Raw genomic sequence first — 16,104 nt, forward strand, 5'->3', positions numbered from 1 at the left:
ACAGGCATGCCAACCAACCCCAGCCGCCACCAAAACCTCGATGCAGAAACGAAAACTTACCTATCGTGACGCCCACGCAGTGCCATCGGCGCTCCGGTATCGACCGGTGATGTGACAGTGAGCATTTGTACCTGCCGGTCGGCCTGACATCGACGAATGTCGCGGGTGGACAATTTCATGGCCGGCACCTGAGCGACACTCCGCCCAAAGGATGGATCATCGCCGCCACCCCCTATCTCCCATGCCGCTCCCGCCGCGACACGCGGAAGCGGCCCACACCAGTCATTGATGAGGATGCGACCATGTCACCACTTCCACGCGATAGCCTGGAGGATTCTCTCGCCAGTACCCGTCAGGCCGTGGCCGACATGCTGGACCAGCGTGACCCTACCTTCTCGCTGCCGCAGCCGTTCTACAACGACCCGCGCCTGTTCGAACTGGACATGCAGAACGTGTTCGAGAAACAGTGGCTGTTCGCCGGCATGAGCTGCGAGATCCCCGCCAAGGGCAACTTCTTCAAGGTGGAGATCGGCAGCAACTCCGTCCTCGTGGTGCGCAGCGCCGAGAATCGCATCCACGCTTTCCACAATGTCTGCCGTCACCGCGGATCTCGATTGTGTCTCAAGGACAAGGGCAAGGTCGCCAAGCTGGTCTGCCCCTACCATCAGTGGACCTACGAACTCGACGGCCGGCTGCTGTTCGCCGGCAGCGACATGGGCACCGATTTCGACATGAGCGCCTATGGTCTCAAGCCGGTAGCGGTGAAGAGCGCGGGCGGATTCGTGTTCATCAACCTGAGCGACGACCCGGAACCGATCGACGATTTTCTCGTCTCGCTCGAGCACTACCTGTCGCCCTACGAGATGGATAACGTCAAGGTCGCGGTGGAATCGAACATCGTCGAGCGCGCCAACTGGAAACTGGTGATCGAGAACAATCGCGAGTGTTACCACTGCAATGGCGCCCACCCGGAACTGCTCAACTCGCTGCTCGAATTCGACGATACCGACGACCCCCGCTCCACCGGCGAGTATCACGACCTGGTCGCCCGCAAGCAGGCCGACTGGACCGCCTGCGAGGTGCCGTGGCAACTGGCGCGATTCGGCAAGCGCAACCGCCTCACCCGCACGCCATTGATCGACGGCGTCGTCTCGATGACCCTGGACGGCAAGCCCGGCTGCAACAAGCTGATGGGGCGTATTCCCGACGCGGACATGGGTTCGCTGCGCATCCTGCATCTGCCCAATTCATGGAATCATTTCATGGGCGATCACGCCGTGGTGTTCCGCGTGTTGCCGCTGGGCCCGCAGGAGACGCTGGTCACCACCAAATGGCTGGTTCACAAGGATGCCGTCGAAGGGGTCGACTATGACCCCGAGCGCCTGCGCCAGGTCTGGGATGCCACCAACGACCAGGACCGGCGTCTTGCCGAGGAAAACCAGCTCGGCATCAATTCGCTGGCGTATCAGCCGGGACCTTATTCGAAGACCTACGAATTCGGCGTGATCGACTTCATCGACTGGTACAGCGAAACGTTGAGGGCCAATCTCGGCATCGAGACATCGAGCCACTTGCAGGTCGCTTCGCAATAGTTCTATCTCGTCCAGTCCAGGATTCACCGACGAACTCGCTAACGAGCTTCTCAATGAAAAAGGCGCCCCGTCCGGGGCGCCTGAGATTGGCGACAAAGCCGGCGTTGGGCCGGGCTCTCGTTCGGTGCGGAAACTGTATTACCAACGATATTTCAGACTGCCGATAACGCTGCGGGACTCACCGTAGTAGCACCAGTAGTCACAGCCGCTGACATAATCTTCATCCGTCAGATTGGTCACGTTGACCTGAGCGGTCCAGTGGGAATCGATATCGTAGCTCGCCATCGCGTCATACAGCGTGTAGGCCGCCACTTTCGTGTCGCTGTATTGAGGCGAGTCCACGCTGGTGCCGACATAGCGCACCCCGGCACCCAGATCCACCCCCTTCAACGCACCCTGTGCAAAGTCGTAATCCAGCCATAGCGATGCCTGATGGCGCGGAATCAGTCCGGCACGAAGCTCTTTCTGGGTATCGCTGACATCCAACGTCACATCGGTATAAGTATAGGCCGCAGTAACCTGAAGATTGTCGGTGACGTAGCCCACGCCCTCCAGTTCGAAACCGCGCGAGTGACGTTCCCCGCCCTGGTTGCTGGAAGCCCCTCCACTGGGATAGAGCGTGTCGCTCTCCTTGAGATCGAACACGGCCGCAGTGACATAACCGTCCAGCCAATTGGGCGCGTACTTGAGCCCTAGCTCCCACTGTTTACCCTCGCTAGGCTGGTAGGCATCACCGTTCAGGTCATTGCCGATATTGGGCGTGAATGACTCGCTGTAGCTTAGATATGGCGACAGTCCGTAGTCGCCCAGATACATGACCCCGCCGGTGTAGGACATCTGGGTATCGTCATAACTCTGGTCTTCGCCGCCGTCCTGCTTGTTGGTCACGTCGACGCTATCGTGCCGTGCGCCAGCGAGCAGAATCCAGCGATCGTAGAGGCGCAACTGATCCTGCACATAGACGCCGATCTGCTCCTTGCCCTGATCGTAGTAGGTCGGATCGCCGGGTTCACCGACACCGCTATTGTGAGGGTCGAAGATATCGATGGTGTCGTAGGCGAAGTTGTCGCGACTGAGATAGTCGGCGTCCAGATGCTGATAATCCAAGCCCACCAACAACGTGTTTTCGGTGTTATCCGTATACCAGCTACCGATCATGCGGTTGTCGATGGTAAAGGCGTCGTAGCTACCGTCGCGATAGGTCAGGCCACGCTGCGCGGTACGATCATCGAGCATATACGAGGGGTAAGCGGTTCGCAGAAACAGGTCCAGGGAAGCGAGACGTGCGTTCTGCTGGAATTCCCAGGTATCGTTGAAAGTGTGCTCGAGCTCATAGCCAACCGCGATCTGCTCATGCTCGAGACGATCGTTGTCGTTGTCACCGAGGTCCGTATCCCGATCCACCTTGCCAAAAGGCGTATCATTGACGGAGCCGTAAGGCAGATAGAATACGTTGGCGGGCGTGCCGTGATCGCGCTGATAGCTGGCCAGCAGCGTCAGCGTGGTGTCATCGGAGAGATCCACCGCCAGGCTTGGAGCAAAATAGACCCGCTCGTTATCGGTGCCATCGAGTTCACCGTCCTGATCTCGAAACAGACCGACAAAACGGTAGCGCACATCACCGCTGTCGGTGACCGGACCGGACGTATCGATGCCGACCTGGCGATGCCCTTTGTTACCGTCCTGGATCTCGAACAACCCTTGCGTCTCTTCCGTCGGCCGCTTGCTGACGGCGTTGACGATACCGCCGGGAGGCGCCTCACCATAGAGAATCGAGGCCGGCCCCTTCAGAAAATCGACCCGTTCGAGGCCGAACGGCTCGGTCTTCCACCACAGGTAGCCAGCCTCGCGGAACAGACGCAAGCCATCCTGATAGGTCGAATCCTCGCCCGAGAACCCCCGAAAAAAGAACCAGTCCGCCTTGGCGTCGTTACCATAGGGCGAAGACAGTGCGCCGGAACGATAACGCAGCACCTGGTCATATCTGTTGACCGATCGTTTCTCCAGTTCCGAGTCGCTGACGACGGAGGTCGCGCGTGGCGTTTCCAGCAGCGGCGTATCGACCTTGAGCGCTGTCCCGGTAACGACCACCGTATCGTTGTTGACTGTCGACTCCTGCGCGAGAGCATTTCCGGCGTAGATCAACAGCAACGAACCGCCGACGGCGGCAAAGGTGTTCCCTGATTTCATCGGATCGAGTGCCCGTTCATGACGTGGTGGAAGCCGGCGGCGTCCGACCGGCGATTATTCTCGCATATCATTGTAAATAACAATCATTACTATGTGTATCAGCAATTCGCTTTCGCTCACTCTCCTCGATTGATAACGATTGTCATTCGATCTACCATCACCGCCCAACGCCGCTTCCAGCGCCCTCTCGAGTCAGCGGGCGTCTGCGTCATCGTTTCCCGTTGCCAGGAACCCGTCATCTTGTCGCGTGCCCGTCCTATCCCTGCTCTCCTTGCACTCGCCGTGACCGTGCTGCTGGGGTTGGCTACCGCGCTTGCGAGCACGCCAGCGAGCGCCGGTTCGTCGCCATTGCGGATCGCCGCCGCCAACTGGACGGTCGCGGAAACGCTGATTGCGCTTGGCGTCGTACCCTATGCGGTTTCCGATATCCCCAATTACAACGCCTGGGTCAAGGCGCCCCCGATCCCCGATTCGACACTGGATATCGGCCTGCGCAACGAGCCCAATCTCGAACTGCTGGCCCAGGATCCGCCCGACCTGCTGCTGACCAGCGCGCTGTTCTCCCGCGACAATGCCCGTCTCGAACGGCTGATGCCGGTCAAGATGATCGACAACTTCTATACCGACGAGCCGTTCTACGAAGCAACGCTGGCCATGACCCGCAAAATCGCGCAGCTGACCGACCGCGAGCCGCAGGCGGAGGCGCTGATCGCCGAAACCGAGCAGGTGCTGGAAGAGACGGCCGGGGCATTGCAGGGCTCAGAAACGCCGCTCTATGTCGTCCAGTTCAGCGACGCGCAGCACGTGCGTGTCTTCGGCCACGGCAACATGGTAGGCACGCTCTTTTCCCGCACCGATCTGACCAACGCCTGGACGGGCCCCACCAATGCCTGGGGTTATGCCAGCATCCCGATCGATCGCCTGGCCGAGCGACCCGATGCGAGGATCATCGTCATCGAACCGTATCCGCGCGGTGTCGGCGAGGCACTGAAAGACAATCGGATCTGGCAGCATCTGCCGGCGGTGCGTGAAGGTCGCGTGAGCTTCATCGAGCCCATCTGGCCCTACGGCGGATTGATCTCCCTGCAGCGGCTTGCCCGCTCGCTGGTCACGGTCAGCGACAGGATCCCGCCCGCCGCAACAGAGGAAGGCGCGCCATGACGCTTCGCGCCCGCTCGCCGGCCTGGTTCGCCCTGGCCCTGTTGCTGTTGGCAGTGTGCCTGGGGGCCGCCACCTTGCAGACTCAGTTTGCCGACCTCTCGGGACACTGGTGGCAGGCGATCGTCTCACCGGATGATGACCAGATCCGGCAGATCGTGATGCACTACACCTTCGCCCCGAGACTGCTGGTCGCGCTGCTGGGCGGCGCCGCCCTGGCGCTGGCGGGCTGCCTGATGCAGCAGGTGCTGCGCAACCCGCTGGCTTCCCCGGCAACCCTGGGGGTCACCAGCGGTGCGCAGTTGGCGCTGGTCATCGCCACGCTATGGGCGCCGAGCTGGATGCTGGCCGGACGAGAGTGGCTCGCGCTATTGGGCGGCATCGCCGCAACACTGCTGGTCTTCGCGCTCTCCTGGAAGCGACGGCTGGCGCCGATGGTGGTGGTGCTGTCCGGCATGGTGGTCAGCCTCTACTTCAGCGCCATCAACAGTGCGCTGCTGCTTTTCCACCAGGAGAGCCTGTCGGGGCTGTTCATCTGGGGGGCGGGCGCGCTCGCTCAGGACAGCTGGCACGACACGCAGTTCTTGCTTCTGCGCCTGTGTATCGTGGTGGTGCTGGCACTTCTGCTGCTGCGCCCGCTGTCGCTGCTCGATCTGGAAGAGGATGGCGCCCGGAGCCTGGGCATCTCGCTACGCAAGCTACGCTTCGCCGGCCTGGGGCTGGGTATCTTCATCACGGCCTGCGTGGTCAGCGCAATCGGGCTGATCGGCTTCATCGGCCTGGCCTCGCCGGCCATCGCGCGCCTGTCCGGCGCCCGCACGCTCCCCCAGCGACTCGTCTGGTCGATGATACTGGGCGCTCTCCTGCTCGCCGTGACGGATCTCGCCGTGCAGCAGCTCGCGCCGTTCACCGCCTCCCTGCTGCCGACAGGCGCCATGACCGCGGCCCTTGGCGCTCCGCTGCTGCTCTGGCTTCTGCCACGACTCAAAGTCGGCGGATCCCGGCCTACTCCCAGCACGGGCCTGATGCTGCCGCGCCTTGCGCATCCTCACCATCGCCTGTGGGTGCTGGGCGCGATGACGCTCGTCGCCTGTGCGCTGGCCCTCGTCGTCGGCTTCATGCTCGACAGCCACTCGAAATATCCCAGCCTGGCCGGTATCGACGACCTGGTGCTGATCGTCGACTGGCGATTGCCCCGTGTCGCCACCGCCGCCGCGGCCGGGCTGATGCTGGCCGTCGCCGGCACGCTGCTGCAGCGGATGACCGGCAATCCCATGGCCAGCCCGGAAGTCCTGGGTATCAGTGCCGGCGTGGCGATCGGCGTCATTGCGCTGATGCTGTTGCCTCTGGGCATCGCCCCGCTCAGCGGGTCCGTGATGGGATTCAGCGGCGCGACCGTGGCCCTGCTGGTCCTGATCGTCTGCAACCGTCGCAGTGGCTTCGCGCCGGAAAGGCTGCTGCTGACCGGGATCGCCATTTCGTCGCTGCTGGATGCCATGCGCGCCATCGTGCTGGCCAGTGAAGATCCCCGTGCGCAGCAGCTGCTCTCCTGGCTGGGCGGCTCGACCTACTACGCCAGCCTCACCTCCAGCGCCTGGATCGTGGTCATCGCGATCATGCTGTTCGCGCTGGCGCTGCCGTTGCAGCGCTGGCTTACGTTGCTGCCGCTGGGTGCCCCCACCGCCAAGGCGCTGGGCATGGACGTGGACCGGAGCCGCCTGGTGTTGCTCGCGCTGGTGGCCCTGCTGACGGTCGCGGCGACGCTGGTGATCGGCCCGCTCTCGTTCATCGGGCTCATGGCCCCGCACATGGCACGCCTGATGGGATTCCATGGCGCCCGCCACCAACTGCTCGGTGCCGGGCTACTGGGGATGCTGGTGATGGTGACCGCCGACTGGCTGGGCAGGAATCTGTTCTTCCCCTATCAACTGCCGGCGGGACTGATCGCCGCGCTGATCGGCGGCGTCTACTTCATGTGGGGGTTGCGAAGACTTTGACGTTGCCGGATGATCAGGCACCGTTGAATGCGGGCAAGAGATGGCGCTCTATCGCCTCCCGAACTGACGGCAACATCACGTCGGTGTGCTGCATCAGGTCGCGAATGGCCGGCTCCAGCCCTTCGACACCCTTGGCACGATGACAACCCGCCGCCAGCCGGGCACAGGTTTCGGGGCACGCCTCTTCGGGGATACGCACGCCCAGCGAGGTCAGCCGCTGACGAAAATCTTCCCCATCGATAAGATCGACGATCATCATGTCTCGTCTCCCGTTCGGTCGTTGGTTTACCTCTCGCGCTGGCGAAGGACCGATCATGTCGTCCACTGGCCAGCTGTCCTCGTCGAGAATGCCGAAGCTGCTCGATCACGGCATCTCATCGCCCAGTATCTTCTCTTCACTTAGTATCTTCTCTTCGCGCAGATAGGCAATTAGCCTATCGGCCGCCTGTTCGGGGGTCAGATCGGTCAGCACCTGGCCGCCAGCCGACGACCTGGCCGCCGCGGCTCGGAAGCGATCCCGCGCATTGCCGGACTTGACGATCTTGAGCCGCTTGGGGCGGGCTCGTGCCGGCTGCCATCGCCATTCGCCGCTGGCCGAATCCTCTTCGGCGGTCAGCCCGTCGACCACCTGAATGCGGCCCCTTCTTGCCGGGCCGAAAGCGCTCTGGCGCGGTGGAGGCGCCAGAGTATCGACGGTGATCAGACAAGGCAGCGACACTTCCAGCCGGCGGCGTTGCCCCTGCGGCAGCACCTGCAGCAGGGTGACGCGATCCGCGTCGATCCGCTCGATCGTGGCGGCGCCGGACACGATCGTCCAGCCCAGCCGTTCGGCGAGCAGATAGGGCAGCAGCCCGGAGCCCTCGCCACATTCGGCACGCTGCCCGGCAAGCACCAGCCGACAGCCGCTTTCCGCCAGCCATGTCGCCAGCAACAGCACGGCATCGTCGGCGGGTGTCATCGGCAACAGCGCCAGCTCTCCCTGGGCCGCAGCATCGTCCAGCCCATGATACATACCCAGATAGTCGCGCAGCACGGGCTCCTCGGCGTTGCCTGCATGGACGAGTTGCAGGCGCGCCCCGGCCAGCGTCAACCCCATCTCGACGGCTCGCGCATCCTCCCGGGCGCGTCCCGGCCGCCCGGAAACCGGATGACGTCCGCTGGAGACCAGCGCCACGACCGGGCATGCGGCAGCATCAGGCGGCGTCATGATAGCGCTCCTCTTTCGACAAGGCCCCGGACCCGGCCTCTGACACAGCTTCGGACGGCTCGGCGGCACGCGGCTGGCCCAACCGTTCGCACACGGCCGCCAGCACGGCATCGCCATCGGCGATGAGCGCCAGATCGGCACGCTTGACCATATCGCATCCAGGGTCGCGGTTGATCGCGACGACCCGCTGGCATTTGGCGATACCCTGAAGATGCTGCACCGCGCCGGAGATCCCCACCGCGATGTAGCAACTGGCGAAGACGAACGTTCCCGTCGCCCCGACCTGCCGAGCGCGGGGCATGTTGCCGTCGTCGACGGCCACCCGCGAGGCGCCCTCGCTGGCCCCCAGCACCTCGGCGGCGTGATGGAAACCCGCCCAATCGCCGACACCGCGCCCGCCGGAGAGAATGAACGGCGCCTGGGACAGCGGAATCTGCTGCGGGTCCACCGCGACCCGGCCGAGGTCGACGACTCCGACCGCAGTCATGTCCGAGGTCTTGGAGCCGGCCGCGTCGATCGACACTAGCCGAGCCTCGTGCCGCGTCTCGCTGACCGGCTTGGCGCACTCGGGCAGGGCCAGCAGAATACGCGGGAGTTCGCGCTGGATATCCTGCCGATCTCCCGCCCGCGACAGGGCAAGACCCTCGGCGACCTGCCACACCCGCGTCGCCGCTCGCGCGTTGGCGCCATGACTGGAAGAACGGGAAAGCCGCGCCGCCAGACGCCGGCCAAGATCGCCGCCGCCGGGGAAGCTGTCCGCGAACAGCCAATGCCGTGGCGACATGGCCGCCTCCACGCTCACCAGCGCCGCGAGACGCGATTCCGGATCGTGGGTGTCGCCATCGACGGTAGCCGACAGGTCGATCCAGCGGTCGGCGCCGGCCTCTTCCAGCCCCGCCACCGCGCCCTGGAACGTGACCGCCGTGACAGCGAGCGTCTGCCCATCGGCCAACTGCCTGGCCAGACCGAACAGATCCCGGTCGTGATCGCTCAGTCGCCCTTCCGGGCACTCCGGCACCACCATGACGAAGCCGGCCGGATCGTCGATCACCACCATGCGGCGCGAAGGTCCGCTCTCGATTGGTGACGATGCCAGCGGCTGCGTCTCGACGACGGCGCCGCTGCGATCGATCCGCCTGATGCCGTTGGGGCCGAGGGCGCCGATCGCATGCGGATCGATTCGTGTCACCCCGTTGGGGCCGGCCCAGCGCCAGGCGGGACGCGCGAACTCCTGATGGCGCGGGTGGAGCCGATTGCGCCGGATCCGTTCGGCGTAGGGGTCGATGCGTCTGACGTTCATGCCGGTTCCTCCTCGCGACTCGGGCTCGAGACAGCGACACTCGCTTCGGGCTCGGCCGATGCCGGCGTTACCAGCGCATCGGCCACCAGCTCGGCCAGATCCTTGATTTGCGGCCGCGGCTCGACCACGCCTTCCAGCATCGCGGTGCATTGCGGGCAGGCGACGGCGACCGTGGTGGCCCCCGTGGCGCGCGCGTCCTCCATGCGCATATCGGGGATGCGCGCGCGACCTGGGAGATCGGCGGGCACGTCGGAAAGCGCCGCCCCGCCACCGCCGCCGCAGCAGCGCGAGCGGAATCCGGAGCGTTCCATCTCGGCGATCTCGATGCCGAGTGCCTCGAGTATCCGTCGCGGCGCAGCGAATTCGCCGTTGTAGCGCCCCAGATAGCAGGGGTCGTGATAGGTCACCGTCTCCTTGCGCTCGGCCGGCCTGATCGTCAGACGACCGGCGTCGAACAGCTCGGCGATGAAGGTGGAGTGGTGCAGCACCCGATATTTGCCGCCGAAATCGGGATATTCGCGGCCCAGCACATGAAAGCTGTGCGGGTCCACCGTCACGATGCGCTGGAAGCGGTAGCGCGAGAGCGTGATGATATTGCGCTCGGCGAGACGCTGGAAGGTCGCCTCGTCGCCCAGGCGCCGGGCGACATCGCCGCTGTCCCGCTCCTCATCGCCGAGCACGGCAAAATCGACGCCGCCGGCACGCAGGATCTGGACCAGCGCGCGCAGTGTGCGCTGATTGCGCATGTCGAAAGCGCCATCGCCCAGCCACAGCAGCACGTCGACGCCCTCGGGCCGAGTCTGAATGCGGGGCAATTCCAGATCCGCCGCCCAGTCGAGGCGCGAGGCGTTGTCCAGCCCGCCGGGGTTGTCGGTGGCGATCAGGTTGTCGATCGCCACCGCGCCCTTTTCCGGCGTCTCGCCCTTTTCCAGCGTGAGAAAACGGCGCATGTCGACGATGGCATCGACGTGCTCGATCAGCATCGGGCACTCCTCGACGCAGGCGCGACACGTCGTACAGGCCCACAGCGTTTCTGCCTCGACAAGCTGAGGCACGATGGCCTGTTCCGGCGCCCCCTGGTGTTTACCTATCTCGATGCCGGGATAGCCGGCGCCGGCATAGCCCGTATCGGAGCCGCCGGCCATACCGACGACCATGTCCTGGATCAGCTTCTTGGGATTGAGCGGCTGCCCCGCCGCGAATGCCGGACATACCGCCTGACAACGGCCGCACTGCACGCAGGCATCGAAGCCCAGCAGCTGATTCCACTGGAAATCGGCCGGTTTTTCCACGCCCAGCTTCGGCGCGGTCAGATCGAGCGGGAACAGCGCCGTCGACCGGCTGCCGCGATGAGCGTCATGCGTGTTAGTCGATCCGGCATGGGCCTGCCGATCGTCGAAACGTTCCGGACGTCGGTGAAAAGCCAGGTGCAGCGAGCCGGCGAAGGCATGCTTCATCGGCCCGCCCCAGCCCATGCCGACGACCAGTTCCAGCACGCCCCAGGCGACGAGCGTAAGCAGGACGATCGCCAGTACGCCGCCACCGAAAGCGACAGGACCGATGCCCACCAGCGGCAGGCTGACCAGAAACATCCCCACCGAATAGGCGAGCAGACTCCTGGAGAGCCGCTGCCACGGGCCTTTCGAGAGCTTTTCGGGGAATGGCCTGGCCCGCGGATGGATGCGACGGCGATTGACCGCCAGCGCGCCCACGAACATCACCGCACTTGCCGCCAACAGCAGGCCACCGAGAATCGGATTGCGCCAGCCGAAGCCGTGGACGACGATCGCCAATGCCATCGCCGCCACGAAGCCCCCGGCCGTTGCCACGTGGGTATGCGCCATCGCCTTGTCGCGAGCGACAATGTGGTGCAGATCATTCAGGTAGCGCTTCGGCATGTGCAGAATGCGAGCCCAGCCCACCGGCGTCCGCTGGCCCTGGCGCCACAGGCGGATGCGACGCGCCGCACCGATAGCACCCACGATCAGCGCCGCGAAGATCAGAATGGGGAGTAGCGTCTGCAACATGTTCTGCTCCTCGTTTGGCCGCCTCATACAGAAGCCGTAAGCCGTAAGCCGTAAGCCGTAAGCCGTAAGCCGTAAGCCGTAAGCCGTAAGCCGTAAGCCGTAAGCCGTAAGCCGTAAGCCGTAAGCCGTAAGCCGTAAGCCGTAAGCCGTAAGCCGTAAGCCGTAAGCCGTAAGCCGTAAGCCGTAAGCCGTAAGCCGTAAGCCGTAAGCCGTAAGCCGTAAGCCGTAAGCCGTAAGCCGTAAGCCGTAAGCCGTAAGCCGTAAGCCGTAAGCCGTAAGCCGTAAGCCGTAAGCCGTAAGCCGTAAGCCGTAAGCCGTAAGCCGTAAGCCGTAAGCCGTAAGCCGTAAGCCGTAAGCCGTAAGCCGTAAGCCGTAAGCCGTAAGCCGTAAGCCGTAAGCCGTAAGCCGTAAGCCGTAAGCCGTAAGCCGTAAGCCGTAAGCCGTAAGCCGTAAGCCGTAAGCCGTAAGCCGTAAGCCGTAAGCCGTAAGCCGTAAGCCGTAAGCCGTAAGCCGTAAGCCGTAAGCCAGGCAAACAACCGCTTCCACCTGCCAGATCAAACAGTTTTGGTTTTTGATTTTTCTTACAGCTTAAAGCTTATGGCTTACAGCTCTTCCGCTCGTGGCTCGTGGCTCGTGGCTCGTGGCTCGTGGCTCGTGGCTCGTGGCTCGTGGCTCACAGATCTTTCAATAATCGCAACGCATCATAGATCGCCGCATGCGTATTCCTCGGCGCCACGCAGTCTCCCAGCCGGAACAGCGCGAACTCGCCACTTTCGGAAAGCGTCGGCTGCGGCTTGATCGCGTAGAGCGCTTCGAGATCGATCTGGCCGCGATTGCGCGAACGCTCCTTGAGCGCGTAGTAGAGCGATTCGTCCGGGCGCACGCCGTTTTCGACGATCACCTGATCGACCACCCGCTCTTCAAACTCGCCGGTGTATTCGTTCTCCAGCAGCGCCACCAGCTTGTCGCCTTCGCGGTAGACCTTGTGCAGTGCCAGGTCGCCGGTCATCACCACGGCGTTCTGGTAGAGGCTGCGGTAGTAGGTCGGAAAGGTGGTGCCGCCGATCGCCACGCCGGGCTTGGTGTCGTCGGTGACGATCTCCACCGTGGCGCCCTGGCTGGCACAGTAATCCGCCGTCGACATGCCGCTGAATTCACACATGGTGTCGAAGATCAGCACGTTCTTGCCCGGCTCGACCTTGCCCGAAAGGATGTCCCAGCTGCTGACTACCAGCCCTTCCTCCGCGCCCCACTCGGGGACTTGCTCCAGGAACGGATGGCCGCCGTTGGCGAGAACCACCACGTCCGGCTGCCGATCGCGGATCATCGCGTCGTCGGCACGGGCTTCCAACCTAATGTCGACGCCGAGGCGCGAAAGCTCCATTTCGTACCAGCGGGTGATCCCGGCGATCTGGTCGCGCTGCGGGGCCTTCGCCGCCAGCGTGATCTGTCCGCCCAGTTGCGGTTCGGCCTCGAACAACGTGACGTCGTGGCCCCGTTCGGCAGCGACCCGTGCCGCTTCCATGCCGCCGGGGCCGCCACCGACGACGACGACGTGGCGTCGCGGCCCGGTGGTCTTCTCGATGATGTGCGGCAGACCCAGGTACTCCCGCGAGGTGGCCGCATTCTGGATGCAGAGCACATCGAGCCCCTGGTACTGGCGATCGATGCAGTAGTTGGCGCCGACGCACTGACGAATCTGATCGACATTGCCGGCCTTGACCTTGGCGATCAGGTGCGGGTCGGCGATATGGGCGCGGGTCATGCCGACCAGATCGACATAGCCGCCTTCGAGCACGCGTTCGGCCTGGGTCGGGTCCTTGATGTTCTGGGCGTGGATCACCGGCACCGAGACCACTTCCTTGATCCCCGCCGCCAGATGCAGGAACGGCTCCGGCGGGTAGGACATGTTGGGGATCACGTTGGCCAGCGTGTCGTGAGTGTCGCAGCCGGAACCGACGACGCCGAAGAAATCGACCATGCCGGTGGCGTCGTAGTAGGCGGCGATCTGCTTCATGTCGTCCTGGGAGAGGCCGTCCGGGTGGAACTCGTCGCCGCAGATTCGCATGCCGACGCAGAAATCCTCGCCGACCTCGGCGCGCACCGCCTTGAGCACTTCCATGCCGAAGCGCATGCGGTTTTCGAAGTTGCCGCCCCACTGATCGGTGCGCTTGTTGACCCGCGGGCTCCAGAACTGATCGATCAGATGCTGGTGGACGGCGGAGAGCTCGCAGCCGTCCAACCCGCCCTCTTTCACCCGACGCGCGCCCTGGGCGAAATCGCCAATGATGCGCCAGATCTCCTCTTCCTCGATGGTCTTGCAGGTGGCGCGGTGGACGGGCTCGCGGATGCCGGAAGGCGACAGCAGCGTCGACCAGTGGTGGCCGTCCCAGCGCGAACGCCGGCCCATGTGGGTGATCTGGATCATGATCTTGCCGCCGTGCTTGTGAACGGCATCGGCAAGATTCTGAAAGTGGGGAATGATGCGGTCGGTGGAGACATTGACCGAACTCCACCACTGCTGGGGGCTGTCGATGGAAACCGGCGAGGAGCCGCCGCAGATGGCGAGCCCCACGCCGCCCTTCGACTTCTCTTCGTAGTACCTGACATAACGCTCGGTGGTCATGCCGCCGTCGGTGGCGTAGACCTCGGCGTGTGCGGTACTGACCACGCGATTGCGAATGGTCAACTTGCCGATCTGTATCGGCTTGAACAGTGCCTCGTATGCCATCGCAATCACCTCACATGGACCGACTCGAAAGCGGGCGTCTCACCGGCTTTCCAAATCGATCTCGGTCACCATGAATTCAGGGTCTCGTTATCAGAAACGATGTCGCGCCTAGAGGGCGCTGACCTCGAAGTAGCCCACGTCACAGCCGGCTTCCGCGCCGCTCTGGGTCTGTTCGGCACGGGTGCGGAGATCGATGGCGCGCGCAGCCAGGATCTGGTCCATGGCGCCGGCGAACCAGCCGGTGAACAGGTACTCCTCGCGCTTGCCGGTCTTGCCGAGCTGGTAGACGAAGCAGGAGTGTTCCAGGCGCACCTTCGCCGTCCCCGCCTCCAGATCGATCGCTTCGGTGACGAACTTTCCCCACCCGCGCTGTGACAGTCGATTCATGTAGTGCTCGAACACCGCCACGCCCTCGAGGCCGTGCAGCTCGGCCTCCTTCTCGCACCAGTACCAGGCCGACTTGTAGCCGGCGTCGTAGAGGATCTTCGCGTAGGTCTCGACACCCAGAGCCTGTTCGATGGCGATGTGATTGTTGATGAAGAAGTGCCGCGGCACATAAAGCATCGGCAGCGCATCGGTGGTCCAGACACCGGTTTCGCTGTCCACGCTGATCGGCAGTTCAGGGGCCATTGCAGTCATATCGGTTACCTCTGAATTTGTTCTTTGAGCTGCGAGCTACGAGCTACGAGCTACGAGCTACGAGCGGAATTGTGCGCGAGACACCGCGGAGCCGAGCGAGCTAGCGAAGACAAGGCAAAGGCTGCCGGGCTCGCGCAGTGGACGCGGTTGTCCATGAGCAGAGGCCGGCAGCCTTTAACGCCGTATTCGCGACGCGCAGCCGGCTCTGTCGCCCTATTCGCCCCACACCTCTTTCAAGATGCGGACCCAATTCCCCCCCATGATCTTCCTCACTACCGGTTCGGAAAGCCCGTGATCCAGCAGCGCCTGGGTCAGGTTGGGGAACTCGCCGATGGTACGGATGCCCTTGGGATTGATGATCTCGCCGAAGCGGGTCAGGCGCCGGGCGTAGCCCTTGTCGTGTGTCAGCCATTCGAAGAAGGCTTCGTCCTGGCCCTGGGTGAAGTCGGTGCCGATACCGATCGCGTCTTCGCCGACGATGTTCATGATGTAGACGATCGCTTCGACGTAGTCCTCGACCGTGGCGTTGACGCCGGCCTTGAGGAATGGCGTGAACATGGTGACGCCGACGAAGCCGCCGTGATCGGCAATGAACTTGAGTTCATCGTCGGACTTGTTGCGGGGATGTTCCTTGAGCCCGGTGGGCAGGCAGTGGGAATAGCAGACCGGCTTTTTCGATTCGAGAATGACCTCTTCGGAGGTCTTCGAACCGACGTGGGAGAGATCGCACATCATACCGACCCGGTTCATCTCGGCGATCACTTCGCGGCCGTAGCCGGAGAGCCCGCCATCGCGTTCGTAGCAGCCGGTGCCGACCAGGTTCTGGGTGTTGTAGCAGAGCTGAGTAATGCCGACACCGAGCTTCTTGAATATCTCGACGTAGCCCAGCTTGTCCTCGAAGGCGTAGGCATTCTGGAAACCCAGGATGATGCCGGTCTTGCCCTCTTCCTTGGCCCGGGTGATATCCCGCGTGGTGGTTACCGGTCGTACCAGTTCGGCGTTGTCGCGCATCAGCCGGTTGACGCTGACGATGTTATCGACGGTGGATTCGAAATCCTCCCACACCGACACCGTGCAGTTGGCGGCGGTCAGGCCACCCTTGCGCATGTCCTCGAACAGGGCGCGGTCCCACTTGGCGATGATCAGACCATCGATGATGATGGCGTCGTCGTGGAGAGATGGCATCGACATGGAAAGTTCCTCTTCGGTTGCGCGCCCCCGGCAAGTCGGCTGGTTGCTGGAAGGTCGTGATGAAGCGCCGGG

At 63.5% G+C, this 16,104-nt stretch carries 11 protein-coding genes; 3 read left to right on the forward strand and 8 right to left on the reverse strand.

The window, feature by feature from the left end; translation table 11 throughout:
- Positions 1–302 precede the first annotated feature (302 nt).
- Positions 303–1,592: an aromatic ring-hydroxylating oxygenase subunit alpha gene (locus CCD76_RS03155; RefSeq protein ID WP_087718072.1), complete on the forward strand. Its 1,290-nt coding sequence runs from the start codon at positions 303–305 to the stop codon at positions 1,590–1,592.
- A 138-nt stretch (positions 1,593–1,730) separates the two neighbouring features.
- On the opposite strand, the gene CCD76_RS03160 is transcribed toward CCD76_RS03155, so the two are convergent.
- The gene (locus tag CCD76_RS03160) at positions 1,731–3,782 is read right to left on the reverse strand and encodes a TonB-dependent siderophore receptor (RefSeq protein WP_087718073.1); all 2,052 of its coding nucleotides are present in this window, start codon (positions 3,780–3,782) and stop codon (positions 1,731–1,733) included.
- Between the two features lie 240 nt (positions 3,783–4,022).
- On the opposite strand from CCD76_RS03160, the gene CCD76_RS03165 reads away from it, so the two are divergent.
- Both CCD76_RS03165 and fhuB read left to right on the forward strand, forming a co-directional pair.
- Entirely contained in the window at positions 4,023–4,943 is a 921-nt protein-coding gene (locus tag CCD76_RS03165; RefSeq protein ID WP_179208824.1) for an ABC transporter substrate-binding protein, read from the forward strand.
- On the forward strand, positions 4,940–6,937 hold the full coding sequence (gene fhuB / locus CCD76_RS03170) for a Fe(3+)-hydroxamate ABC transporter permease FhuB (RefSeq protein ID WP_087718075.1): 1,998 nt from the start codon (positions 4,940–4,942) through the stop codon (positions 6,935–6,937). The genes CCD76_RS03165 and fhuB overlap by 4 nt, the downstream gene beginning before the upstream one ends.
- 13 nt (positions 6,938–6,950) lie before the next feature.
- On the opposite strand, the gene CCD76_RS03175 is transcribed toward fhuB, so the two are convergent.
- The 7 genes from CCD76_RS03175 to CCD76_RS03210 form a co-directional block, all read right to left on the reverse strand.
- The gene (locus CCD76_RS03175) at positions 6,951–7,196 is read right to left on the reverse strand and encodes a hypothetical protein (RefSeq protein WP_087718076.1); all 246 of its coding nucleotides are present in this window, start codon (positions 7,194–7,196) and stop codon (positions 6,951–6,953) included.
- A 105-nt stretch (positions 7,197–7,301) separates the two neighbouring features.
- Positions 7,302–8,144, reverse strand: a complete 843-nt coding sequence (locus CCD76_RS03180; protein WP_087718077.1) for an electron transfer flavoprotein subunit beta — start codon at positions 8,142–8,144, stop codon at positions 7,302–7,304.
- The gene (locus CCD76_RS03185; protein ID WP_087718078.1) at positions 8,131–9,444 is read right to left on the reverse strand and encodes an electron transfer flavoprotein subunit alpha/FixB family protein; all 1,314 of its coding nucleotides are present in this window, start codon (positions 9,442–9,444) and stop codon (positions 8,131–8,133) included. The genes CCD76_RS03180 and CCD76_RS03185 overlap by 14 nt, the downstream gene beginning before the upstream one ends.
- Positions 9,441–11,471: a (Fe-S)-binding protein gene (locus CCD76_RS03190; protein ID WP_087718079.1), complete on the reverse strand. Its 2,031-nt coding sequence runs from the start codon at positions 11,469–11,471 to the stop codon at positions 9,441–9,443. The genes CCD76_RS03185 and CCD76_RS03190 overlap by 4 nt, the downstream gene beginning before the upstream one ends.
- A gap of 673 nt (positions 11,472–12,144) precedes the next feature.
- Positions 12,145–14,202 carry a dimethylglycine demethylation protein DgcA gene (dgcA, locus tag CCD76_RS03200; RefSeq protein ID WP_087718080.1) on the reverse strand — a complete coding sequence of 686 codons (2,058 nt, stop codon included), beginning with the start codon at positions 14,200–14,202 and terminating at the stop codon, positions 12,145–12,147.
- Between the two features lie 108 nt (positions 14,203–14,310).
- Entirely contained in the window at positions 14,311–14,841 is a 531-nt protein-coding gene (locus tag CCD76_RS03205; protein WP_087718081.1) for a DUF5943 domain-containing protein, read from the reverse strand.
- A 213-nt stretch (positions 14,842–15,054) separates the two neighbouring features.
- Entirely contained in the window at positions 15,055–16,032 is a 978-nt protein-coding gene (locus CCD76_RS03210) for a dipeptidase (RefSeq protein WP_087718082.1), read from the reverse strand.
- Positions 16,033–16,104: the final 72 nt, after the last annotated feature.

It is taken from the genome of Salinicola salarius, assembly GCF_002179555.1.
GTDB lineage: Bacteria > Pseudomonadota > Gammaproteobacteria > Pseudomonadales > Halomonadaceae > Salinicola > Salinicola salarius_A.